This window comes from Armatimonadota bacterium (assembly GCA_017993055.1).
GTDB lineage: Bacteria > Armatimonadota > UBA5829 > DTJY01 > DTJY01 > JAGONM01.
In genome coordinates this window covers 1-21,693 of the sequence record JAGONM010000038.1, presented here as the reverse complement: position 1 = coordinate 21,693, position 21,693 = coordinate 1, and the positions used below count along the sequence as shown (strand labels likewise).

General features: G+C 63.3%; 20 protein-coding genes and 3 tRNA genes. 15 read left to right on the top strand and 8 right to left on the bottom strand.

What is annotated here, in order from left to right; all coding sequences use genetic code 11:
* Positions 1-101: 101 nt before the first annotated feature.
* The 3 genes from KBC96_12885 to KBC96_12875 form a co-directional block, all read right to left on the bottom strand.
* A complete protein-coding gene (locus tag KBC96_12885; protein ID MBP6965288.1) occupies positions 102-770 on the bottom strand; it encodes a response regulator transcription factor in 669 nt (222 codons plus the stop codon).
* Positions 770-1,915 (bottom strand): sensor histidine kinase, encoded by a 1,146-nt coding sequence (locus KBC96_12880; GenBank protein MBP6965287.1) that lies wholly within the window; start codon positions 1,913-1,915, stop codon positions 770-772. The genes KBC96_12885 and KBC96_12880 overlap by 1 nt, the downstream gene beginning before the upstream one ends.
* A gap of 161 nt (positions 1,916-2,076) precedes the next feature.
* Positions 2,077-3,483 (bottom strand): FAD-dependent oxidoreductase, encoded by a 1,407-nt coding sequence (locus tag KBC96_12875; GenBank protein MBP6965286.1) that lies wholly within the window; start codon positions 3,481-3,483, stop codon positions 2,077-2,079.
* Between the two features lie 117 nt (positions 3,484-3,600).
* On the opposite strand from KBC96_12875, the gene hisF reads away from it, so the two are divergent.
* Positions 3,601-4,359: an imidazole glycerol phosphate synthase subunit HisF gene (gene hisF, locus KBC96_12870; protein ID MBP6965285.1), complete on the top strand. Its 759-nt coding sequence runs from the start codon at positions 3,601-3,603 to the stop codon at positions 4,357-4,359.
* 12 nt (positions 4,360-4,371) lie between these two features.
* Here hisF and KBC96_12865 read toward each other — a convergent pair whose 3' ends face one another.
* The 5 genes from KBC96_12865 to KBC96_12845 form a co-directional block, all read right to left on the bottom strand.
* On the bottom strand, positions 4,372-5,883 hold the full coding sequence (locus KBC96_12865; protein ID MBP6965284.1) for an SDR family oxidoreductase: 1,512 nt from the start codon (positions 5,881-5,883) through the stop codon (positions 4,372-4,374).
* A gap of 277 nt (positions 5,884-6,160) precedes the next feature.
* A complete protein-coding gene (locus KBC96_12860) occupies positions 6,161-6,559 on the bottom strand; it encodes a HEPN domain-containing protein (protein ID MBP6965283.1) in 399 nt (132 codons plus the stop codon).
* On the bottom strand, positions 6,549-6,869 hold the full coding sequence (locus KBC96_12855; GenBank protein MBP6965282.1) for a nucleotidyltransferase domain-containing protein: 321 nt from the start codon (positions 6,867-6,869) through the stop codon (positions 6,549-6,551). The genes KBC96_12860 and KBC96_12855 overlap by 11 nt, the downstream gene beginning before the upstream one ends.
* A gap of 82 nt (positions 6,870-6,951) precedes the next feature.
* A complete protein-coding gene (clpB, locus tag KBC96_12850) occupies positions 6,952-9,552 on the bottom strand; it encodes an ATP-dependent chaperone ClpB (GenBank protein ID MBP6965281.1) in 2,601 nt (866 codons plus the stop codon).
* A gap of 347 nt (positions 9,553-9,899) precedes the next feature.
* Positions 9,900-10,184, bottom strand: coding sequence for a hypothetical protein (locus KBC96_12845; protein MBP6965280.1), 285 nt, complete (start codon positions 10,182-10,184; stop codon positions 9,900-9,902).
* 35 nt (positions 10,185-10,219) lie between these two features.
* On the opposite strand from KBC96_12845, the gene tldD reads away from it, so the two are divergent.
* From tldD to KBC96_12775, 14 genes are all read left to right on the top strand, one after another.
* Positions 10,220-11,644, top strand: coding sequence for a metalloprotease TldD (gene tldD, locus KBC96_12840; protein MBP6965279.1), 1,425 nt, complete (start codon positions 10,220-10,222; stop codon positions 11,642-11,644).
* A 3-nt stretch (positions 11,645-11,647) separates the two neighbouring features.
* On the top strand, positions 11,648-12,985 hold the full coding sequence (locus KBC96_12835) for a TldD/PmbA family protein (protein MBP6965278.1): 1,338 nt from the start codon (positions 11,648-11,650) through the stop codon (positions 12,983-12,985).
* A gap of 65 nt (positions 12,986-13,050) precedes the next feature.
* Positions 13,051-14,988: a hypothetical protein gene (locus tag KBC96_12830; GenBank protein ID MBP6965277.1), complete on the top strand. Its 1,938-nt coding sequence runs from the start codon at positions 13,051-13,053 to the stop codon at positions 14,986-14,988.
* Positions 14,989-15,301: 313 nt separating this feature from the next.
* A complete protein-coding gene (locus tag KBC96_12825; protein ID MBP6965276.1) occupies positions 15,302-15,628 on the top strand; it encodes a prepilin-type cleavage/methylation domain-containing protein in 327 nt (108 codons plus the stop codon).
* 157 nt (positions 15,629-15,785) lie between these two features.
* Entirely contained in the window at positions 15,786-16,136 is a 351-nt protein-coding gene (locus KBC96_12820) for a prepilin-type N-terminal cleavage/methylation domain-containing protein (GenBank protein ID MBP6965275.1), read from the top strand.
* 61 nt (positions 16,137-16,197) lie between these two features.
* Positions 16,198-16,593, top strand: coding sequence for a prepilin-type N-terminal cleavage/methylation domain-containing protein (locus KBC96_12815; protein MBP6965274.1), 396 nt, complete (start codon positions 16,198-16,200; stop codon positions 16,591-16,593).
* Positions 16,594-16,600: 7 nt separating this feature from the next.
* Positions 16,601-17,155 carry a prepilin-type N-terminal cleavage/methylation domain-containing protein gene (locus tag KBC96_12810; protein MBP6965273.1) on the top strand — a complete coding sequence of 185 codons (555 nt, stop codon included), beginning with the start codon at positions 16,601-16,603 and terminating at the stop codon, positions 17,153-17,155.
* A 54-nt stretch (positions 17,156-17,209) separates the two neighbouring features.
* Complete coding sequence (locus KBC96_12805; GenBank protein MBP6965272.1) at positions 17,210-18,868, top strand: hypothetical protein; 1,659 nt, start codon at positions 17,210-17,212, stop codon at positions 18,866-18,868.
* A gap of 137 nt (positions 18,869-19,005) precedes the next feature.
* The gene (locus tag KBC96_12800; protein MBP6965271.1) at positions 19,006-20,304 is read left to right on the top strand and encodes a VanW family protein; all 1,299 of its coding nucleotides are present in this window, start codon (positions 19,006-19,008) and stop codon (positions 20,302-20,304) included.
* Positions 20,305-20,497: 193 nt separating this feature from the next.
* Positions 20,498-21,136: an RNA polymerase sporulation sigma factor SigH gene (gene sigH, locus KBC96_12795; protein ID MBP6965270.1), complete on the top strand. Its 639-nt coding sequence runs from the start codon at positions 20,498-20,500 to the stop codon at positions 21,134-21,136.
* Between the two features lies 1 nt (position 21,137).
* Positions 21,138-21,213: transfer RNA gene (locus tag KBC96_12790), tRNA-Thr, on the top strand.
* 44 nt (positions 21,214-21,257) lie between these two features.
* Positions 21,258-21,342: transfer RNA gene (locus KBC96_12785), tRNA-Tyr, on the top strand.
* 74 nt (positions 21,343-21,416) lie between these two features.
* Positions 21,417-21,491: transfer RNA gene (locus KBC96_12780), tRNA-Thr, on the top strand.
* 88 nt (positions 21,492-21,579) lie between these two features.
* Positions 21,580-21,693: elongation factor Tu (locus KBC96_12775; protein MBP6965269.1), on the top strand; the 114-nt coding region annotated here is incomplete at its 3' end.

Below are 21,693 nucleotides of genomic sequence, written 5' to 3'. Positions count from 1 at the left end.
CCTGGATTATCTACTCTCAGGCGCGCTAGGGCATCGTACTAAGGTCACGGTGGGTAGGAAGTCAGAGGACCATTTTTCCGGCACGAGAAGATGCGGGCGTACTACGGCTCCCGTGTGAGGCCGTGTCCGGCTGCAATGAGTGCAGCCTCGGTGCGGTCGTTGACGTGCAGTTTGGCGAGGATGTTGCTGACGTGGTTCTTAACGGTCCTCTCGCTGATGAAGAGGAGTTCGCCGATCTCTCGGTTGCGCTTGCCCTGCCCTAGGAGATCGAGCACCTCCACTTCTCTGCGCGTCAACTCCTGAAACATCTCACGCTGCTTGACCGTGCGGGCCGACAGCCTGGAAAACTCCTGCAAGACGCGAGGGACAAGCGCTGGATGAATGAATCCCTCGCCGCGGTTCGCGGACTTTATGACCTCCACGATCCTGCCTACCGACGCATCTTTCAGCACGTAGCTGATCGCTCCCGCCCTGATGGCTGTGAAGAGGCTGTCGTCATCGGAAAGGTGGGTGAGAACCACTATGGCAGTCTGGGGCAGTTCGTCCTTTATCTTGCGCGTGGCCTCGATGCCGTTGACGTGCGGCATATCAAGGTCCATGAGAATGACGTCCGGCGTCGTCACGCTCGCCTGATAGACAGCCTCCCGGCCGTCGCCAACAGCGGCGACCACCTTAAGCTCCGCTTCCGCGCCCAGAAGCTGGGAGAGGCTGGAACGCAGTAGGCCTTCGTCCTCTGCTATCAGCACCCTGATCGGAAGTCTCTGCGGCATCATCCACCTTGCCTTGGTAGCGTAACGGTGACGGATGTTCCCTCTCCCGGGGAACTGACCAACTCGAGGGCCGCGCCAATGCTCGCGGCCCTTTGCGACATTGTCTCCATCCCGAAGCCCGCGCCGCTGGGCTCCGCAGACACGTGCGCGGGCTCAAATCCGACGCCATTGTCGCGCACGGAGCACAGCACGGTATCCGGTGTCCACTCGAGGACTATGGAGACCTCCAGCGCCCTCGAGTGTTTCACAGCATTGTTCAGGGATTCCTGCACAATCCTGAACAGCGCGTGCTCGACTCGGGCCGACAGCGCAAACGGCTCGCCCGAAATAGTTATATCTACTTGCATGGGGAAGCGGTCTTCGACCAGTGCCGCGTAGTAGCGCAAAGACTCGACGATGTCGCCGCCAGCAGAAGACCGCGTCCGTAGCCTGCGCACGGTAATCCGAAGCTCGTCTGCCGCCTGGCGAAGCACATCTCGCTGGCCGATGGCAAGTCGAGCGGCAGCAGCGGGGTCTGAATCGGACACGGCCGCGGCCCGGTCGAGCGAGATCACCGCCGCCGCCAGGTACTGCTGAATCCCATCATGCATCTCAGCCGCAAGTTCGTTGCGATAGTCCGAGAGCGCGAGTTGGCGGTGGGTGCGGATCAGCTCTAGCCCTAGACTGGTGACCATAGAGGCCATCAGGGCGAAGAAGAACACGCGGAAGGCGCCGTGGACCTGGTAGAGGGTGGCCGCTCCCGATGATCCGCTCGCGGCGAGGTAGCCCGCAATCGCCAGTGCGGCGACCGAGAGCGCCCATCTTCGACTCAGCGTGGCGGCGCCCTCGGTGACCGGAATAAAGTATACGAGGACGAGCCAGCTTTCAGTTGGACTGCTCTTGACGAGCATCCCCCAGGTGATAAGCGCCACATCGACAATCGGCCACACGTGCCGCAGCCGGGCGGTCTGGTCGCGTAAGACCAGAAATGACCTGGCGAGGATGTAGGTGCCGGCCGCTGCGACCACGATCCTAAGCGCCAGGATCTCCTGGGGGTCTTGAGTGACGCCCGTCTCCCGCGGGGCCGCCATCCAGACCGCGGCGAATGGGATGCATGCCCAGATGTGATAGAGAAACAGACGCTGCAGTCGATCCGGCTCTGTCACTGCTCAGACCTCCCGCAAGCTGCGCAATGCGGCTTGTAGAGGGATTGTACGTCCAAAGCTAAGGCGCGTCAAATGAAGCCACGGCCTCGGAGATCTCGGATGCCGGTCCGCGACCAGTCGGAACTCGCCGGCCGCATCCTTCGAAGAGGGGGTAGCCTGGGTCAGACGACGCCCAACTCCGCCAGGCGGTCGGCCTCGCCCAGGTAGGCGCCCTGAGCGACAAGCTGCCGCTGGACCTCCCGGATCGGCACATTCCCCGGCGGGACCCCGGCACGCGCGCCTAGTGCCGCCGCCACTCCCGCCGCCTCGCCGAGCGTCATGCACCGGGACATCCCGCGAATCAGACCGACCGGATCGGTCGAGGCGCTCTTACCGCTGGCGGCCAGCAGCCCGTCGATCTTCAGCGGCACCATGACGCCGAACGGGATCTCGACCCCGTGCGGCGGCTCGCCCTCCTGCTTGAGCGGGAACCGGCCGATCACATCGCCCCACGTCCGACCGGCCGCCGCGTCGTCCTTGGTGAGCGTCGCTCTGCCTTCGATCAGCCTGTTCCGACGCTGGCCCCAGTCGTCGGCGGTCTGAATCAGTGCCGCGTTCTCGAATCCCGGTAGATGCTTCCGAAGGAACTCCGCCGTCCGTTGGCAGTGGCGGTGCCCCTCTAACTCCGCCCGCGAGTACAGGCGCACGTCCACATCGGTGATCCACATGTAGTTCGAGTTGATGGTGACCGTGCTGTCGCCCCTGATCCCGTACATCCCGAAGGCGTTGAGCGCATACCAGTCGCCGTCCTTCTCCGCGTACTCCCCGCGCTCGATCGCCTCGTTCCACGGCCCGAACTGCTTGCCGCCGTGATGCGGAAAGAAGAAGAAGCCGTACTCCCGCCAGTTTCGTGCAAATGTTTCGTAGTCCTTCACGCCGTCGCTGTCGTTCGGGAAGCTGTCCCTGTGCTCGCCCATCCAGTCGACCGCCCGGTCGAGGTCTACGTTCGCCAGGCGGAAGAGCATGCTCCCGCCGCTCGGCACGACTCTGCAGGGCGCTCCCGCCAAATGGGCCACGTCCGCCTCGCCGGTCGCGTCTATCACGTTCGATGCCGCTGCTGCCTGTCGCCCGCTCTTGCTCTCGATGATGATGCCGGTCACACGGTCGCCGTCCTTGAGCGCGGCTGCCGTGAGAGCGTGGAGCAGCACCTCGACTCCCGCCTCGCGGAGCATGTCGCTGAGCACCAGCTTGAAGACCTCGGGGTCGAAAACGATCCCCGGCTGCTCCGGCCGATGCCACCCCGGCCTGGTCCCTCCCTCCGCGACGAGGCGCTCGACGATCTCGCGGGGTATGCCCTTCACGACCGGGAAGTTCTGGGCCGTCATGAACGCGTTTCCGATGTTGGTCATCAACCCGGCTCCGGCAACTCCTCCAAGGACGCCGTTCCGCTCAACCAGAAGCGTTTTCGCCCCGTTCCGCGCCGCCGATATCGCTGCCGAACACCCGGCGACTCCCCCTCCGGCGACGACGACGTCCGCCTCGTATGCGATAGGCGTCTCTCTCGCGGGTTCACGGTACGTGTCGCTCATCACTGCACCACCTCTCGAAGTCGGTCGGGCCATTATATCAGTTTTGCGCGAAGGGAAACCGCCCGGGGCGTGGAACTCTCAATCATCACTGATCGAGACAGGAAGGCGAGGAGAACAATGGCCAGAGTGAGCATCATGCCGTGCCTGGATATGCAGAATGGGCGAGTCGTCAAGGGAGTGCATTTCGTGGACATCAGGGATGCCGGTGATCCGGTCGAGTGCGCTAGGGCGTACTGCGCGGCGGGCGCCGACGAGATCGCCCTGCTCGACATCACCGCCACCGTCGAGGGCCGCGGAACGATGCTGGACGTCGTTCGCCGGGTCGCCGATGCCGCCGCAGTCCCGTTCACAGTCGGCGGGGGGATCAGCGATGTGAAGTCGGCGGAGGCCGTGCTCGATGCCGGCGCGGACAAGATCTCGACGAGCAGCGCCGCCTTTCGCAACCCGCAATTGATCCCGACGATGGTGCGCGAGTTCGGCGGCGAGAAGGTCACCGTCGCGATAGATGTGGACGTCAACCCGAGCCTCCCGTCCGGCTACGAGGTCTACATAGACGGCGGGCGGACCGCCACCGGCAAGGACGCGGTCGAGTGGGCGAAGCAGGTCAACGGATATGCGGTCGGCTGCATACTTCCTACCAGCAAGGCGGGCGACGGAGCGAAGACCGGCTACGACCTGCCGATCATACGGAAGATCGCGGCGGTGGCATCGTGTCCAGTCGTGGCATCGGGCGGGGCCGGGACCCTGGAGCACTTCTACGAGGCCGTCGAGGCCGGTGCGACGGTCCTTCTGGCGGCGTCCGTCTTCCACTTCGGCATCATCTCGATCCCCGAACTGAAGCGGTATCTGAAGGACCGCGGGGTAGACGTCGCCTGAGCAGAGCAATCGTCACTCCGCGTCTTCCGATCCGTCGGGCCTGCACCGTTCGATCTGTTCGATCAGGTCCCGGAATATGAATGCGTGAAACGGGTAGGTCGCGTACCAGTACGCTCTGCCCCAGAAACCCGACGGCTCGTAGTACGCGTGGACGGACAGCCTGTGTCCGCCCATCGGTTCGGGATCGAGGCGGAACTCGAGCCATGCCCGGCCCGGCAGTCTCATCTCCGCGCGAAGGAGCAGGCGCTTCTCCGGCACGATATCCTCTACCCGCCAGAAGTCCACGACGTCGTTCACCCTGAGCGTCCGCGAGTCGCGCCGGCCGCGCGCCGATCCCACGCCCAGGAGCGCCTTGTCCAGCGATCCCCTCAGCCTCCAGAGCCCGGTCGTGCCGAACCACCCGTGCCGACCTCCGATACGGCACGTAGATCCGAACAGCTCGGCGGCGGGTCGGCTGGTGACGAGGGAGGCTGACTTTGTATAGAGCTTCTCCCGGGACGTCTCGTCCAGCCTCATCATCAACTCGTGGGCGGGCGGATAGGCGTCCGACCATCTCGTGTGGATGCGGTCCTGCTCCTCCCGCGAGAGCGCCCGCAGTACGGCCTCCCGGTACGGCAGCAGCTTCATGCCGACGATCTTCCGGATATCGTCGTTCTGGCAGACGACGTTGTTCGCCGCGCTCTCAAGGAGGCTGTGGACGATCGAGTGCGCCACGGGGGTCAACAGGCTGACCAGATATGCGGTCACCCTGAGGTTGTAGACCGGAAGGCGGATGTAGAGCCGCCTCAGTCCGAATATGTCCGCGAAGGTCTGGAGCATCTCCCGGTAGCTCAAGATGTCGGGGCCGCCGATGTCGTATGACACGCCGGCGGTTTCCGGCGATTCCAGTACGCCCACCAGGTACGCTGTCACATTCCGAATCGCTATCGGCTGGCACCTGGTCTCCGCCCATGGCGGGAGCAGGATCACGGGAAGACGCCGTGCCAGGTATGACATCACCTCGAACGAGGCGCTCCCCGAGCCGGTTATCACGGCCGCCCGCAGCGCTGTTACCTGCGCGCTTCCCCTCGACAGTTCCGCCGAAACATCCTGCCTGCTGCGGAGATGTGCGGACAGCTTCGACCGGATGTCCCCCAGCGCGCCCAGGTAGATGATCCGGCTGACCTTCTGCTGATCCGCGGCTCTCCTGAAGTTCTCCGCCGCCCGGATGTCGAGTTCCTCGAATCGCTCGTGGCCGCCGAGCAGGGAATGGATCAGGTAGTAGGCGGTGTGAATCCCCTCCAAGGCCGGCAGAAGGCTGTCATAGTCGAGGGCGTCACCCACGACGGCCTCGACCTCGGGCCATCGGTCGCCGAGTTCGGCCGACGGGGCGCGCACCATCACCCGCACGTCGTATCCGCGACACAGAAGCTCCGGCACGAGCCGCCCGCCGACGTAGCCGGTCGCGCCCGTCACGAGAATCTTGCCTAGCTGCGGCTGAGGCGCCGTCTGAAGTTCCTGACAATATAGATCCGCGGGCTCCAAGTTCTCGTCTCCCGGTTCAGATCTCTGCTGGGGGATTGTACCGCATCTCGAGGCCGGCGGCAATGGAAAAGATCGGAATTGGCACAAACCGGAAGGGAGGCCGGCTGAGGCCTCCCTCCTGATCTCTCAGACGACCTCCGCCTCGACCGAGCGAGTGAAGGCGAACTCCCCATCCACCGCATCCACGGTGATGCGGTCGCCGTCGTGGAACTCGCCCTCCAGTATCTTCATCGCAAGTGGGTTCCGGGCCGCGGAGTCTATGGGAGAGCGAACGAGGTCAGAAAGCGCTCATCTTCCGCAGGGTCTCTTCAGCCCAGGAGACGACGGCTTCAGCGAGACGAACGGCTTCGTCGTACCTTTCTTCGGAAACCGGGTCCGGCATGCCAGGGTAGCGGAACACGGTCGCATATGCAGTAAGTCGGGCAGACTCAAGAACGTCGGCTGTCCTCGCAATATCGGGTGGCAGGAGATCGGTGAGGCGCTCAATGCTATGTATCCTTGGGAATGGTACGCCTCTTGCCACAAGAACGGCTTTGATGCTCTTCTCTGCGGCCTGCTGAGCATGGAAACACAGAATCTCCAGCATTACACCCTCGGGAGCAGGTCCCCGGGCGGCCGCCAGGTCACTCTTTGCGTACTCCATCCACGTTAGCGGGGAATCCAGGCTACGCGGCATACAACTCCCTGCCTTCTTCGAGCACGGTTCGATAGACCAAACCTATGCTCTGACCGTAGAGTGCGAGATCTGTCGGGGTTGCTACGACAACGTCAACTGCGAGAGGTATCCCGAAGAACTGCGTGTGCAGGTACTGTGCGACCTCCAGGCGGTCAGTCCCATCCGGCATCACGACCAATACATCCACATCGCTATCAGGACCCATTTCATTCCTTGCGGCGGAACCGAAAAGAATGATTCTCAGTGGATGGACGGCATCCACTATGCGCTTGACCAGTTCATCCAGTTGTTCGGCGGTCTGAGGGTTCATAGGCCTATAATATCGTGTTTTCAGCCGATTGGCAATGCTTCAAGTGAAAAGGGAGGCCGTTACAGGCCTCCCTTCCGATCTTCTACCCAACCTCTGCCGCGACCGCCCGGGTGAAGGCGAACTCCCCATCGAGCGCGTCCACGGTGATGCGGTCGCCGTCGTGGAACTCGCCCTCCAGGATCTTCATCGCAAGCGGGTCCTGGATCCGCTTCTGGATCGTCCGCTTGAGCGGGCGCGCGCCGTAGGTCGGGTCGAACCCCTCGGCCGCAAGCTCCTGTTCCGCCCGGTCGGTCACCTCGATCTCGATCTTCCGGTCCGCGAGCCGCTTCCTCAGGTACCCGAGCTGGATCTCGACGATCGCCTTGATGTGCTCGGCCGAGAGCGAGTTGAAGATGATGATCTCGTCGAGCCGGTTCAGGAACTCCGGCCGGAACTGCGCCCGCAGGGCCTCCGTGACCCGGCCCCGCATCTCCCGGTCATCGGTCCCGGCCATCTCCTGAATCCACTGCGAGCCGACGTTCGACGTCATGATGATCACCGTGTTCTTGAAGTCGACCGTCCGGCCCTGGCCGTCGGTCATCCGGCCCTCGTCCAGGATCTGGAGCAGCACGTTGAACACGTCCTGGTGCGCCTTCTCGATCTCGTCGAAGAGCAGCACGCTGTACGGCCTCCGACGGACCGCCTCGGTGAGCTGTCCGCCCTCCTCGAAGCCGACGTACCCCGGCGGCGCGCCGATCATCCGCGCGACCGAATGCTTCTCCATGTACTCGGACATGTCGAGCCGGATCATCGCCTTCTCGTCGTCGAACAGGAACTCCGCGAGCGCCCGGGCAAGCTCGGTCTTGCCGACGCCCGTCGGCCCCATGAAGATGAAGCTCCCGATCGGCCGGTTCGGGTCCTGCAGGCCGGCTCGCGCGCGTCTGACGGCATTCGAGACCGCCTGAACCGCCTCGTCCTGGCCGACCACCCGCTCCTTGAGCCGCTCGTCCATGTGGACGAGTTTCTGCATCTCGCCTTCCATCATCCTGGAGACGGGGATGCCGGTCCACTTGCTCACGACCTCGGCGATGTCCTCCTCGTCCACCTCCTCCTTGAGCATCTTGCGGTCCTTCTGGACCTCCACCAGGCCGGCGGTCTGCTCCTCCAGTTCCTTCTCGAGGGAGAGCATCGTGCCGTACCTGAGCTCGGCGGCCTTCTGAAGGTCGGCATCGCGCTCGGCGTGCTGGAGGTCTATCCTAGCCTGCTCGATCTGCTCCTTCGTCTGCTGGATGCGGCGCACTACGTCCTTCTCGTTCTGCCAGTGGGCCTTCATCTCCGCGCTCTGCTCGCGCAGGTCGGCAAGCTCCTTCTCCAGCTTCCCGAGGCGTTCCTTGGCGGTCTTGTCGGTCTCCTTCTTCAGGGCCTCGCGCTCGATCTCGAGCTGCCTGATCCGCCGCTCGATCACGTCTATCTCCACGGGCATGCTGTCAATCTCGATGCGCAGGCGTGACGCGGACTCGTCAATCAGGTCAATCGCCTTGTCCGGCAGGAACCGGTCCGCGATGTACCGGTGCGAGAGCACCGCCGCCGCCACGATCGCCGAGTCGTTGATCTTCACGCCGTGGTGGACCTCATACCGCTCCTTCAGGCCGCGCAGTATGGCGATCGTGTCGTCCACGTCCGGCTCCCCTACGACGATCGGCTGGAACCTCCGCTCGAGGGCGGCGTCCTTCTCGATGTGCTTGCGGTACTCGTCGAGCGTGGTCGCGCCGACGCAACGAAGCTCGCCCCGCGCGAGCATCGGCTTCAGCATGTTCGAGGCGTCCACCGCGCCTTCGGCGGCCCCCGCTCCCACCACGGTGTGCAGCTCGTCAATGAAGAGGATGACCTCGCCCTCGGCTTCCGCGACCTCGCGAAGAACGGCCTTCATGCGGTCCTCGAACTCGCCCCGGTACTTAGCGCCCGCGATCATCCCCCCGATGTCCAGCGCGATCAGCCGCTTGTCCTTCAGTCCCTCGGGGATGTCGCCGGACTCGATGCGCTGCGCGAGGCCCTCGACGATCGCCGTCTTGCCGACCCCCGGTTCGCCGATCAGCACCGGGTTGTTCTTGGTGCGCCGGGACAGTACCTGGACCACCCGCCGAATCTCCTCGTCCCGGCCGATCACCGGGTCGAGCTTCCCCTTGCGCGCCATCTCGGTCAGATCGCGGCCGTATCTCTCCAGCGCCTGGTACTTCTCCTCGGGGTTCTGATCGGTGACTCGCGCGGTCCCCCGTACGTCGGTCAGAGCCTGGAGGATCTTGTCCTTCGCCGCGCCGAGCGACCGGAGTATGTTGCCCGCCTCGCTCTTCGACTCGGAGATCGCCAGAAGGAGGTGCTCCGTGCTGACGTACTCGTCCTTCATCCGCTGGGCCTCGTCCCAGGCCTTGTCGAGCGCGGATTTGAGCTCGGCCGAGATGTAGACCTGGCCGGTGACGCCCTGGACCTTAGGCATGCGGTCGAGCAGAGCCTCCACCTGTCGCTGAGCCGCGCGTGGGTCCACGCCGATCTTCTGGAGGACAGGCGTGACGACGCCCTCCTCCTGCGTCAGTAATGCAAGAAGAAGGTGCTCCGCGCCGATCTCCTGTTGCCCGTTCCGGTCCGCGAGGTTCTGCGCCTCCTGGACGGCTTCCTGTGCCTTGATCGTAAACTTGTCCATTCTCATCCGTTGAAATCCCTCCAACCGTGCTCGATATCGCGTGCGCCCGGAATGTTGATACCCCTCCGGCCGCGAGCCTACTCTACTCAATCGAAGCTATCATACCACTTGATAATAGTATTGTCAAGTGTTTTTCTGCCGTCCGGCCGTCGTGCTCCCGGAAGTTATCGCTCGTATGCCTGCCCAGCACTCCCGCGCCCAAGGCTCGAGGCTGTTTGCGCAGGCCCGAACCCAAGTGAGGGCCTGCAAACCGGCCTTCCCCGAGATGCATCTCTGCGGTAGTCCATTCCACGCTCGAACGAGCGCAAGAGCGCAACTCTATATACTGCGCGCGTCTTTGCGCAGATCGTTTGCTACTCGAGCAACAGCGTGGGTTCGGCCTGACTGTAGATGACATCACGCCCGTTCTTCGCCTTTGATAGCTCCCCTGCGCACACAGCATCCCTCAGAGCAATCTCGAGGGTGCGCTTGGCAATCCCCTCCACCTTCGCCAGCTCGATCAGGTCCTTCCGGGGAAGGCTCCCGCCCGCATCCGCAAGCGCGCGGAGCACGAAGTCGAGCGCCGCCTGCGTCCGGTCCGCCTTCGCGCCGGGAAGTCCGAGCCTTGACTCCGGGAGAGACGTTCTGCTACCATTCACCCGTCATCTACCACCTTCTCGAATGGGGACGCCGCATGCCGACTGTCGAGCCGGGAATCTCCGCTCTGCTCCCGAAAGAAGCGATCGAGGAACTGCTCTCCGCCGCGCTCAGCCGCGGGGGCGACTTCGCCGAGGTCTACGTCCAGCGGTCGAAGAGCACGAGCATCCCTCTCGAGGAGCGCAAGATCCGGTCCGCCGAGATGCGGGTCGCGCAGGGAGTCGGAATCCGCGTGCTCTCCGGGGAGAAGACCGGATATGCATACTCCGACCGCCTCGACATGGAGAGCCTTCTGGAATCCGCCCGCACCGCCGCCCATATCGCCGCGGGGCCGGGCTGTGAGAGGCCCGTCAACGTCTCATCCGAGACTGTGCCCGATTACTACACCGTCGGCATCGAACCATCGGCCCGCCCGGTCGCCGAGAAGATCTCGCTGGTAAAGCGCGCGAACAAGGCCGCATACGACTACGATCACCGGATCAAGCAGGTAGATGCCGGCTTCTCGGACGACGAGAAGGAGATCGTGGTCGCCAACTCCGACGGCCTCTGGATCGCCGACCGCCAGACGATGATCCGCATGAGAGTCGCCTGTCTCGCCGGCCACAAGGGCGTCTCCCGCAGCGGGAGCTACGGCGGCGGCGGTCGAGTGGGCATGGAGTATTTCGACTCCGTCTCTCCCGAGGAGATCGGCCGAGAGGCCGCCAGGGTAGCCGTCATCCAACTCGATGCCGTGCCCGCTCCCGCCGGGATGATGCCGGTCGTGATCAAGAACGCATGGGGCGGGGTGCTCCTCCACGAGGCCGTCGGGCACGGGCTCGAGGCCGATTTCGTCCGCAAGAAGACGAGCATCTTCGAGGGCAGGGTGGGGCAGAAGGTCGCCGCCGACATCTGCACGCTCGTGGACGACGCTACCGTCCCGGGCGCCCGGGGCACCATCAACATAGATGACGAGGGCACGCCGGGACAGCGCAACGTGCTGATCGAGAACGGAGCGCTTCGCGGCTACATGACCGACCGCCTGAACGGCGGGCTTCTCGGACTCCCTCTCACGGGCAACGGCCGGCGCCAGAGCTACCACGACTACCCTATCCCGCGCATGACATGCTTCTTCATGGAGGCCGGCGACTCCGATCCCGACGAGATCGTGCAGTCCGTCAAGCGCGGGGTCTACGCGGGTTTCTTCAGCGGCGGCCAGGTGGACATAACCAACGGCAACTTCACCTTCAGCATCACCGAGGGCTATCTCATAGAAAACGGCAAGCTCACCGCCCCGATCCGCGGCGCGACTCTCATCGGCAACGGGCCGGACATCCTGACGAAGGTTGTGATGGTCGGCTCCGACCTGGCGCTCGACGCGGGGATCGGCACCTGCGGCAAGGGTGGGCAGTCCGTGCCGACCACCGTCGGTATGCCGACCGTCAAGGTTTCCGAGATGACCGTCGGCGGGACGGAGACTGAGTAGACGATGGACTACCGGCAGTTCGCACAAGATGTAGTGGCGGCCGCGATGCTCGCGGGCGCTCACGAGGCCGAGGTCTACCTCCAGACCGGCAGCCAGTTCGACGTCAACGTCCGGCTCGGAGACGTCGAGACCCTGACGCAGGCGTCGTCGAAAGGCCTCGGTCTGCGCGTCTTCGTGGACAAGCGGATGGCTTTCGCCAGCACGACCGACTTCGGCGCCGACACGATCGCCGACATGGTTCGGACCACGGTACAACTGGCGAAGCAAGCCGGGCGCGACCGGTTCAACGGCCTGCCGGACACCGGACCGGCCGCCGTTCCGGACCTCGAGCTCTTCGACCACTCCATCGCCGACCTGGCTACCGACCGCAAGATCGAGATGGCCCGCGAGTCGGAGACTGCCGCGCTCTCGTACGACGACCGGATCACGAACAGCTACGGCGGCGGGTTCAGCAGTTCCTCGGGCAGTTCGATCATCGCCAACTCGAACGGTATCTGCTGCGAGAAGTCGGGTACTTACTGCGGTATCGGGTGCGCCCCCCTCGCCGAGCAGGAAGGCCGGAAGGAGGTCGCCTCCTACGGCTGCGGGAAGCGTTTCCTGGACCAACTCGAGCCCCCCGATTTCGTAGGGCGAGAGGCGGCTCGTCGGGCCGTTCAGAAGCTCGGAGCGCGGAAGGTGGAGACGCAGAAGGCTCCAGTGGTCTTCGAGTGGAGCGTCGCCTCGATCCTTTGGGACGCCGTCTTCGACGCGCTCGACGGCGAGGGAGTCCACCGGGGCATGTCCTTCCTCAAGAACAAGCTGGGCAAGAGAGTGGCGTCGCCGCTCGTCACGCTGATGGACGACCCGTTGATGCGCTCCGGCATAGGTTCGATGCCGTTCGATGGGGAGGGCGTGCCGACACGGTGCAAGACGGTCGTGGAGGACGGTATCCTCAGAATGTACTTCTATGACGCCCGGACCGCGCGCAGGTACGGGGATGAACCCTCCGGCAACGCCCGGCGCGGCTACTCGGGCACTCCGAGTATCGGCCCGACGAACTTCTACCTGCGGCCGACGCAGGTGGCCCCGGAGGAAATCGTCCGGGGCATATCGAACGGCTTCTACGTCACCGAGACTATGGGGCACGGCATCAGCGCCGTCACCGGCGACTTCTCCGTGGGCGCGTCCGGCATGTGGATCAGGGACGGCGAACTCGCGTTCCCCGTGCATGAGGTGACCATCGCCGGGAACATGCTCGAGATGATGCTGAACGTGGAGCAGATCGGCGACGACGCGAAGTTCACGTCCTCCATCGTGAGCCCCACATTCAAGATCGCCGAAATGACCGTCAGCGGCAAGTGACGCAGTCTCAGTCTGATGTGTCCGACCTGTCGGACCCGTCGGACAATCCCTATCTGGAATTCAGCTTGAATACTCAGCAGCCAGAAAAGTATCTCTCCGGCGTGACGTTCAGGGCCGTCCTGATCGCCCTGCTGATCATACCCTTCAACAACTACTGGATATTCCTTACCGAAATCGTGCGGTACGCGGGCCACCCGACCACGATCTCGCTCTTCTACAACGCCGTCTTCATCCTGCTCCTGCTCGTCCTGGCCAACACCGGCATTCGGCGTATCGCGCCCAGGTACGTACTTTCTCAAGGCGAGCTGCTCACGATCTACATCATGATCAACCTGTCGTCCGCCCTCGCCGGCCACGACATGATCCAGGTGCTCGTCCCCGGCATCGCGCACCCCTTCAAGTTCGCCACGCCTGAGAACAAATGGGCCGAGTTGTTCCTGGGATTCATACCGAAATGGCTGTCGGTGAGGGACCCGGAGGCCATCAAGGGATTCTACCAGGGCGCGAGCACTCTCTACACCAAGCGGACCCTCCTGATCTGGGCCGTTCCCGTCGGTATGTGGACGATCTTCATAATCATCCTGCTGTGGGTGATGATGTGCCTCACCGTGCTGCTCAGGAAGCAGTGGACCGAGCGAGAGAAACTGACCTACCCGCTTGTGCACCTCCCGCTCGAAGTCTCCAACGAGAAGTCGGGCTTCTTTCGCAACAAGCTTCTCTGGATCGGGGTCGGCATCGCGGTGGCCGTGGACCTCATCCAGGGGCTTCACGTGCTCTATCCCTCGGTGCCGGGCCTGCAGATCAAGGGCATCAATCTCAGCAACTACATAACCACTCAGCCGTGGAACGCGATCGGCAACTGCCCGATCTCATTCTACCCCTTCGCGATCGGGCTCGGGACGCTTCTGCCGCTCGACCTGTCGTTCTCCTCATGGTTCTTCTTCATCTTCTGGAAGGCGGAGCTGGTCATCGCCGCCGCGCGCGGATGGAACCAGATCCCAAGGTTCCCTTACGTGAACGAGCAGTCGTTCGGGGCGTATATGGGGATATTCTTCTTCGCAATCTGGGCGAGCAGGAAGTTCCTCTCGTCGCTGATCGGCCACATCCTGACCGGCAAGGGTGAGATGGACGACGCCGGGGAGCCCCTGCGGTATCGGACCGCCGCTTTCGGGGCGATGATCGGCGGCCTCCTGCTAACCGCCTTCGTCTACGCCATGGGCATGTCCCTCTGGCTGATAGTGGCCTTTTTCGCTATCTACTTCGCCCTCTCGATCGCGGTTACGCGCATGAGGGCCGAACTCGGCCCCCCTGCTCACGACCTCCACGCGGCGGGGCCGGATACCATCCTGCCCTCGATCATCGGGCCGGCGCACCTGGGCCCTCAGAATCTGGTCGTCCTCTCGATGATGTTCTGGTTCAACCGCGCCTATCGGGCGCACCCGATGCCGTTCATGCTCGAGGGCTACAAGATGGCCGAGCGCGCCTCCGTGAGCTACCGCAAGCTCTTCGCGGCGATAATGCTCGCCGTCGTCGCCGGCACGATCGCGAGCTTCTGGTCCCAGCTGCACATCTGCTACGAGGTCGGCGCCGCGTCGAAGGTCGCCCCTCCGACCGTGCCGCTCATCTTCGGCGGCGAGCCTTACAACCGCCTCGACGGCTGGCTCAAGGGCGTCGCCGTCCCGAGCGCGAATATCACATGGGCGATCATCGTCGGTTTCCTGTTCACCATCCTCCTGAACAGCCTCAGGATGCGCTTCTTCTGGTTCCCGTTCCACCCGGTCGGTTTCGCCGTCTCCAGCACGTGGTCCATGCACCAGCTCTGGATGTGCATGTTCATCGCGTGGCTGATCAAGCTCATGCTCCTCCGATACGGCGGGCTCCGGACCTACCGCGCCGCGGCGCCTCTTTTCCTCGGTCTGATCATAGGTGAGTGCGTGATGGGCAGCATCTGGACGATCGTCGGGATCGCCCTCAACACTCAGACCTACGCCTTCTGGCCGTAAGTGCGCCCCGGTCCTCCCCCATTCTCTCCAGTCTCGGCGATCCCGTGCCGATAATCTCTCCTGGAGCATCATCCGCAGATGTTCGTGGTCGGCGAAAAACATTGTGAATGGCGCTATGCGCTGTGGAACAATGCACTTGAAGCTCTGCTGCCATACTAATTGCGGATAAAGCTTCACAGGCGTCCTGCTCGGAGCATCGGGCGGCCGCCGGAGATCTTCGCCGACCACGCGCCGGCGACAAAATCCAGGAGGTGTACGAGTGAAGGCAATCAGAGAGAGACGCGGCGAGAAGGGTTTCACCCTTATCGAGATCATGATCGTCGTCCTGATCATCGGTATTCTGCTCGCGATCGCGGTGCCGAACTTCATCAAGGCGAGGGAGACGTCCCGTGCCAAGGCATGCGTGTCGAACCTGAAGCAGATTGACGCCGCGAAGGAACAGTGGGCGATGGACACCAAGGCTGGGTCGGACGCAACCCCAACTTGGCCGGACGATCTCGTGGGCGTAGACGCCTACATCAAGACCGAGCCGACTTGTCCGTCCGACGGCGAGTATGCCGCGAACGACATGACGACCGCGCCGACGTGTACGGTCGGTGCGAACGGTGATGCCACTACGGACGACCACGTCCTAGACTAGTCGTTGGTGAGATTCCGGGGCCGGATTCCCCTCGGGCGTCCGGCCCCGCGCTTCTCTGCGCAGGCCGCCTTCATCGTCGTTCCGGAATGCTCCGCGCGGCGTGTCCGGGGGCCTGTTCGCATATGAGGGATGCACCAACATCCGGGGGCAATACAGAATGTCTCGAACCCTTCGACTGAAGAACAGGCAAGGCTTCTCACTGCTCGAGATGATGATCGTCGTCCTGGTCATCTCCGTTCTGACCGCCATCGCCATCCCGGCGTTCGTCGGGGCGAGAACCAGGTCTCAGGCGAGATCCTGCTGCGCCCAACTCCGCCAGATCAAGTACGCCAAGGAGACCTGGGCGATGTCAACCCACCAGTCGGCCGGGGGAGTTCCGGAGTGGCCGGACATATACCCGGACTACATCAAGGAGATGCCGGAGTGTCCGGGCGGCGGGGAGTACACCATCCGGGCGGTCGGCGAGGACCCGCTGTGCTCAGTCGGGGGCAAGCACATCTGCCCATGAGCCCGGCGTTCTGCGGCATCCGTAGAATCCGACCGGGCGGCAGCCAGAGTTGGAGGCGCTTATGCAGCCGATGATCGGAAAACCGAAGCGAAAGTGCGGGGGCTTCACCATGGTAGAGGTGCTGCTGGTGATTCTCGTGCTTTCGTTCAGCGCACTCATATTCGCGGCGGCGTTCCCCAGCGCGCAGATATCCCGCATCAAGGCCGTGCACATGTCCTACGCGATGGGCCTCGCCCAGCAGACGATCGAGGAGAAACGGTCGGCCGGTTACGCCAATCTGCTCGACGGCACATCCGAGGTGAGCGTCCCGGCCGAACTGCCGGGCGCGCAGCAGACCACCACTATCGAAGATTTCGGCGCGAATATCAAGAAGATTGACGTGACGATCACATGGGGCGGCTACCGCATGGTCGGAGGCACCGTCCACATGTCAACGCTGATAAGCGATCACAGTTGAGGCTCCAATGAGCAAATCAGAAGCACATCTCTCACTGATACGAAGACGGGGCGGTTTCTCGCTGATCGAGGTGATCGTCGCGTCCGGACTGCTCGTAATGGTGCTGGTCGGTACCGTGGCGCTGTTCGGGAGCACTTCCCGACTGTGGCGCATAGGAACTAGCGGGACGACCGCCAACATGTACGGCAGCCTGGCCATGCGCAAGATCGCTACCGAGATGCAGGAGGGGCAGTCAGCCTACGAGCAGAACGGCCACCTGTTCGTGCAGTTCCCCCGCTTCGACTCCTACACCGGATCATACCAGCGCACGGTTGCAGGCGACCTGGTCGAATACTACCTCTCCGGCGACAACGGGACGGAATCCCCGGTCGAGAACGGCGACAACACACTGTGGAAACGCGTTGACGGCAGCCGCACCCGCCTCGCCTCGCACCTCCGCAGCTTCGAGTTCAGTTTGAGCGGTACCACCATGGTTCGGCTTGCCATGCGAGGCGTAGAGTCCGAGAACGTGGGGATAAACCCGGATCTCATTCAGCAGAGCGTCTCTCTGCGCAACAGGTAGCGGAAGGCGCATTCCTGGGCGGTTCTTCCGCAGGCAGGAGGGAGTGTAGGTAGAATGATACGAAGGACGATCGCTTCCCGATCCGGGTCGGCGCTCATGACCAGCATCATGGTGATGATGATGATCTCCATGCTGGCCCTCGCCTACATAAGCCTTACCACCACCAATATGGTCCGGGCGCGCAGGGACGCGGACCGCGCGGTGGCCTTCCACCTGGCCGAGGCCGGCGTGGAGTACGCCATCGCCCAGATCATCGCCGCGGCCGAGGGCAACGGCGGATACATCCCGTACATGAGCGCCGACGACACCGAGACGCTCGGCCAACTGATCGAAGGTTCGACCGGGCGGTACACCGTAGTGCCGGACGGCGGAGGCAGCAGCCGGGGCGCCTCGGTGACGTCGGTCGCAACGTACCGCGGGATAACCGAAAGGGTTCGCGTGCGGGTCAGCACCGGGTCCATCGGCATCTGGGACAACGCGATTTTCGCCGGCGTCGGGCAGTCCGGCAGAGGCATCAACGGCAACGTGGACATCCGCGGCTCCGTGCACATACTCGGCGAGGGAGACCCGTTTTCCGACCTGAACGGAAACGGGGTCTGGGATGACGAGGAGCCTTTCACGGACACGAATGGGAACGGCGTTTTCGAGCCTGGACGCGGGGAGACCTTCACCGATACGGACGGCAACGGCGTCTGGACCCCGGCCGAGCCGTTCCAGGACAGCAACATGAACGGCTACTACGACGAGCCTCTTACGGCCACCGACCTGGACGTCGCCGCCGACCTGAGCGGGCGAGCCTACATCGGCAACAACTACAACGGCATGCCCGCCGCGTTGCGCGCCAAGGTTCCTCCTCTCTCCAGCGTGAGCTACGGCGGCCAACTCGTGGAGAGCCTCAACGCCGAGCTACGCGTCAAGCACGGCATGGTCAACCTCTCGGGTGCGGCCACAGTCGGCTCTCCCAACAACACGGGCAATCTGTTGAAGGACACTCTCGACGGAGTGTATGTGACCGACGGCTACGGCGGCAACAAGGGCTCGTCGAACATCTACTCCGACAACGGCCACAGCCAGGGTTACGACCTCGGCGACCGAATCACGTTCCCGAGCCTGCTGGACCCTTACACGAACCCCAACACGGGGCTCAGCTATGCTACGTATGCGGCCTACCTGCGATCGCGGGCGATGGTCGTGCCGATCACGAAGCTCGACAGCAGTATCGCTTCGTTCACGATGACCGACGGCGTCAACTCCATGACCTGGAACGCGGTTGCCAAGACTGTCACGATAAACGGGATCGTTCGTCTTACCGGAAGCCTCGATCTGGCGAAGAAGAACGAAGCGCTCAGCTACCAGGGCAGGGGGACCTTCTTCGTGGAGGGGGACATCCGCGTGCACTGCAGCGTTCTGCCGATAAACACCTTCCCGACGACCGATGCCCTGGGCTGCATTGCCGGTCGCGATATCGAGTTCGCTACCGGATCGGGCGAGTCCCAACTGAGCGGCGCCGGAGCGTGGTACGCCCAGAGAAAGATCGTCAGCGCGAAACAGAACCAGTTCGCGGGAACGTACGTGGCCAACTACTTCGACATGGGCACCAACGTGCCGAACATATACCAGGTTCCCCTGCTCTCCAGGAACCTGCCGCCCGGCATGCCCGGCGCCGACGAGGCGGTCACATCCGTCCAGGTCGTGAGCTGGCGTCGGCTCTGACGTCTTGTGCCGCCTCGTGAATCGTGCTATATTGAAGCCAGGAAGGTTTTCGGCCTTTCACCGCTCCGCGCGGCGAGGGGCCTTTTCTTTGGTCGAGGTGCTGTACGGTGTTCGTTCGCAGGATCAGGATAGCGTCGGTGATTCTGGCAGCAGCGGCCGTTCTCTTCGCGGGAACGGCGGCATATCTGCTCGGCGGCGGCCGCGTCTACCCCGGAGTGCGTCTCGCCGGGGCCGACCTGAGCAACATGACGCCCGACCAGGCGTCCCAGCGCATAGGCCTGCTCGCGGCCGAGGCCGGGTCGCGGCGGCTCGATCTCCGCTATGCCGGTGAGTCAACGGCCGTCTCCGTCGCCGAACTCGGCGGCACGGTGAACGTGCGCGCGGCCGCCGATTCCGCCTTCGGGTACGGAAGGCGGGGCAACCTGTTTCGGCGGCTGGCCGAGGTCATCGCCGCCCGGCGCGCGCCCGTAGACCTGCCTATGAAGTACGACTTCGACGAATCGGCGGCGTCGGAGTTCCTGCGGGCGGCTGCGACGAACATCAATAGAGACCCCGAGAACGCAAGGCCGGTCTCCTACGACGGCTCGGTAGTCATCCGGCCCGAGAAGCCCGGCATCCGCCTGAAGATCGAGGAGAGCACGGCGCGGCTCGTCGCTGCGATCAACTCCGGGCGGACAGAGGTGGACCTTGCGGTCGAGACGAGCGCCCCGAAGGTCAAGTCATCCGATCTCGAGGGCATCGACGGCGTCGCCGGCTCGTACTCGACGCCGTACAACTCCTGGGAGCGCGACCGGAGCCACAACCTCAGGGTCGCATGCCGGGCGCTGGACGGCACTATCATCAAGCCCGGCGGGGATTTCAGCTACAACCAGGTAGTCGGCCCGCGCGATCGGAAGTCCGGCTTCCGGGACGCCAAGATGTTTGTAGAGGGACGCGTCGAGTCGGGCACCGGCGGCGGGGTGTGCCAGGTCTCCACCACCGTCTACAATGCCGCGCTGCTCGCCAACCTGAAGATTCTCCGCCGCTCGCACCACTCGCGCCCGGTCGTATACGCGCCCGTCGGGAGAGACGCCACCGTCGCGCCGAACATAGACCTCAAGTTCCGCAACGACACTGATGCGCCGATATACATTTCGGCGTCCGTCGGCGAAAAGACCGTCAACGTCACGATCTTCGGGCGCCGGCACGACGGCCGCAAGGTGGCGATAGTCGCGGAGGGGCACTCCGTCGTCTCGGCGCGGACGGTCAGGCAGGTGGATGACGGCATCGAACCCGGCAAGAGCGTCGTGGCGCAGGCGGGCCGGTCCGGTCATCGGATCACCATCTACCGGGTCGTCAGCGAGGGCGGCAGAGTTGTGTCGAGGGAACTCGTCTCGCGCGACGTCTATGCCCCGGAGACCCGGATCATCCGCGTGTCGGGCGGCGCCGAGATGTAGCCCGAGGACCGTCCGGCGTGAAAAAATCTGCGGAAGTATTGACAACGCGCATTCTCCCGCCTATAATGTACCAGCGTGAGTGTCCGGTAGAAGTTACGTACCGGACACTCAAAAACTGAATACTGGTTTCGCATTTGGCTGGGAGCTACATCCCCAGGGACCTTGCTCAACTCCGGTAGGGAGTGTGCTGGTGATGGATAGGGCATCCGAGTGCGGAGTGCCCGACGGCTTCCGGGGTATGCCGGACGAGGTCGTCGCTCTGCATGCCAGGGACGGCAGCGAAGAAGCCGCGGAGCACCTGTTAAGCAAGTACAGGAGTCTTGTCGAAGGGAAGGCCAGATCCTATTTCCTTGCGGGGGCCGACCACGAGGACGTGGTCCAGGAAGGCATGATAGGCCTCTACAAGGCGATCCGGGATTTCCGGAGCGACAGGCTCTCGCGTTTTCGCGCCTTCGCGGAACTCTGTGTGACCCGGCAGATCATCACCGCCGTCAAGACAGCGACCAGGCAGAAGCACATACCTCTGAACCGGTATGTATCGCTCCACGGCACACCGCCGGACGGGGAGTCGGAAGGCTCCCTGATTGACGTGATACCTGATTCCTGCGTAGCCGATCCCGAGCACGTCGTTGTGGATATGCAGGCGCAGGACTTCTTCCGAGGCGGGGAGTACGATGAACTCAGCGACTTGGAGTCCCGGGTGCTGAGATGGTACCTTGAAGGCATGTCTTACCGCGAGATGGCGGCGATGCTGACATGCCGGACGAAATCAGTTGATAACGCCCTCCAGCGTGTCAAGCGTAAGATAGGCCGGCACATCGGAGGGGATTAGCGCCGACGTAGCTCAATTGGCAGAGCAGGGGTTTTGTAAACCTCAGGTTGCGGGTTCGAGTCCCATCGTCGGCTCCAGATTCGAACTTCGGATTTCGAGCTTCGAATTTGCGTCTGAATATGGGGGAATGCCCGAGTGGCCAAAGGGAGCAGACTGTAAATCTGTCGGCGATGCCTACGGTAGTTCGAATCTACCTTCCCCCACCATCACTGAGTGCCCGAAGTCGCCCGATGCGAGGCCGGGCGTTTTGCATGACATATCTGCTGGCGGCATAAAGTACGCCCACGTGGCGCAGAGGCAGCGCACCTCTTTGGTAAAGAGGAGGTCATGGGTCCGATTCCCATCGTGGGCTCCATTTTTTGCCGGCGGCGGACAAAGCAACAAAGCGGCGTTATCCCCCGCACCGGGGCGCCGCCCGATTCTCATCTATGGAGGCATAAAAGATGGCTAAGCAGCGGTTTGAGAGGACAAAGCCGCACGTAAACGTGGGAACGATCGGCCACGTTGACCACGGCAAGACGTCGCTGACGTCGGCGATGACGACGATACTTTCGCAG

Bases quoted from the DNA above. Each gene is read 5' to 3' on its own strand.
- KBC96_12885 (MBP6965288.1), bottom strand. From the start codon at position 770: ATGCCGCAGAGACTTCCGATCAGGGTGCTGATAGCAGAGGACGAAGGC.
- KBC96_12875 (MBP6965286.1), bottom strand. From the start codon at position 3,483: ATGAGCGACACGTACCGTGAACCCGCGAGAGAGACGCCTATCGCATAC.
- hisF (MBP6965285.1), top strand. From the start codon at position 3,601: ATGGCCAGAGTGAGCATCATGCCGTGCCTGGATATGCAGAATGGGCGA.
- KBC96_12860 (MBP6965283.1), bottom strand. From the start codon at position 6,559: ATGCCGCGTAGCCTGGATTCCCCGCTAACGTGGATGGAGTACGCAAAG.
- KBC96_12855 (MBP6965282.1), bottom strand. From the start codon at position 6,869: ATGAACCCTCAGACCGCCGAACAACTGGATGAACTGGTCAAGCGCATA.
- clpB (MBP6965281.1), bottom strand. From the start codon at position 9,552: ATGAGAATGGACAAGTTTACGATCAAGGCACAGGAAGCCGTCCAGGAG.
- tldD (MBP6965279.1), top strand. From the start codon at position 10,220: ATGCCGACTGTCGAGCCGGGAATCTCCGCTCTGCTCCCGAAAGAAGCG.
- KBC96_12835 (MBP6965278.1), top strand. From the start codon at position 11,648: ATGGACTACCGGCAGTTCGCACAAGATGTAGTGGCGGCCGCGATGCTC.
- KBC96_12825 (MBP6965276.1), top strand. From the start codon at position 15,302: ATGATCGTCGTCCTGATCATCGGTATTCTGCTCGCGATCGCGGTGCCG.
- KBC96_12820 (MBP6965275.1), top strand. From the start codon at position 15,786: ATGTCTCGAACCCTTCGACTGAAGAACAGGCAAGGCTTCTCACTGCTC.
- KBC96_12815 (MBP6965274.1), top strand. From the start codon at position 16,198: ATGCAGCCGATGATCGGAAAACCGAAGCGAAAGTGCGGGGGCTTCACC.
- KBC96_12810 (MBP6965273.1), top strand. From the start codon at position 16,601: ATGAGCAAATCAGAAGCACATCTCTCACTGATACGAAGACGGGGCGGT.
- KBC96_12805 (MBP6965272.1), top strand. From the start codon at position 17,210: ATGATACGAAGGACGATCGCTTCCCGATCCGGGTCGGCGCTCATGACC.
- sigH (MBP6965270.1), top strand. From the start codon at position 20,498: ATGGATAGGGCATCCGAGTGCGGAGTGCCCGACGGCTTCCGGGGTATG.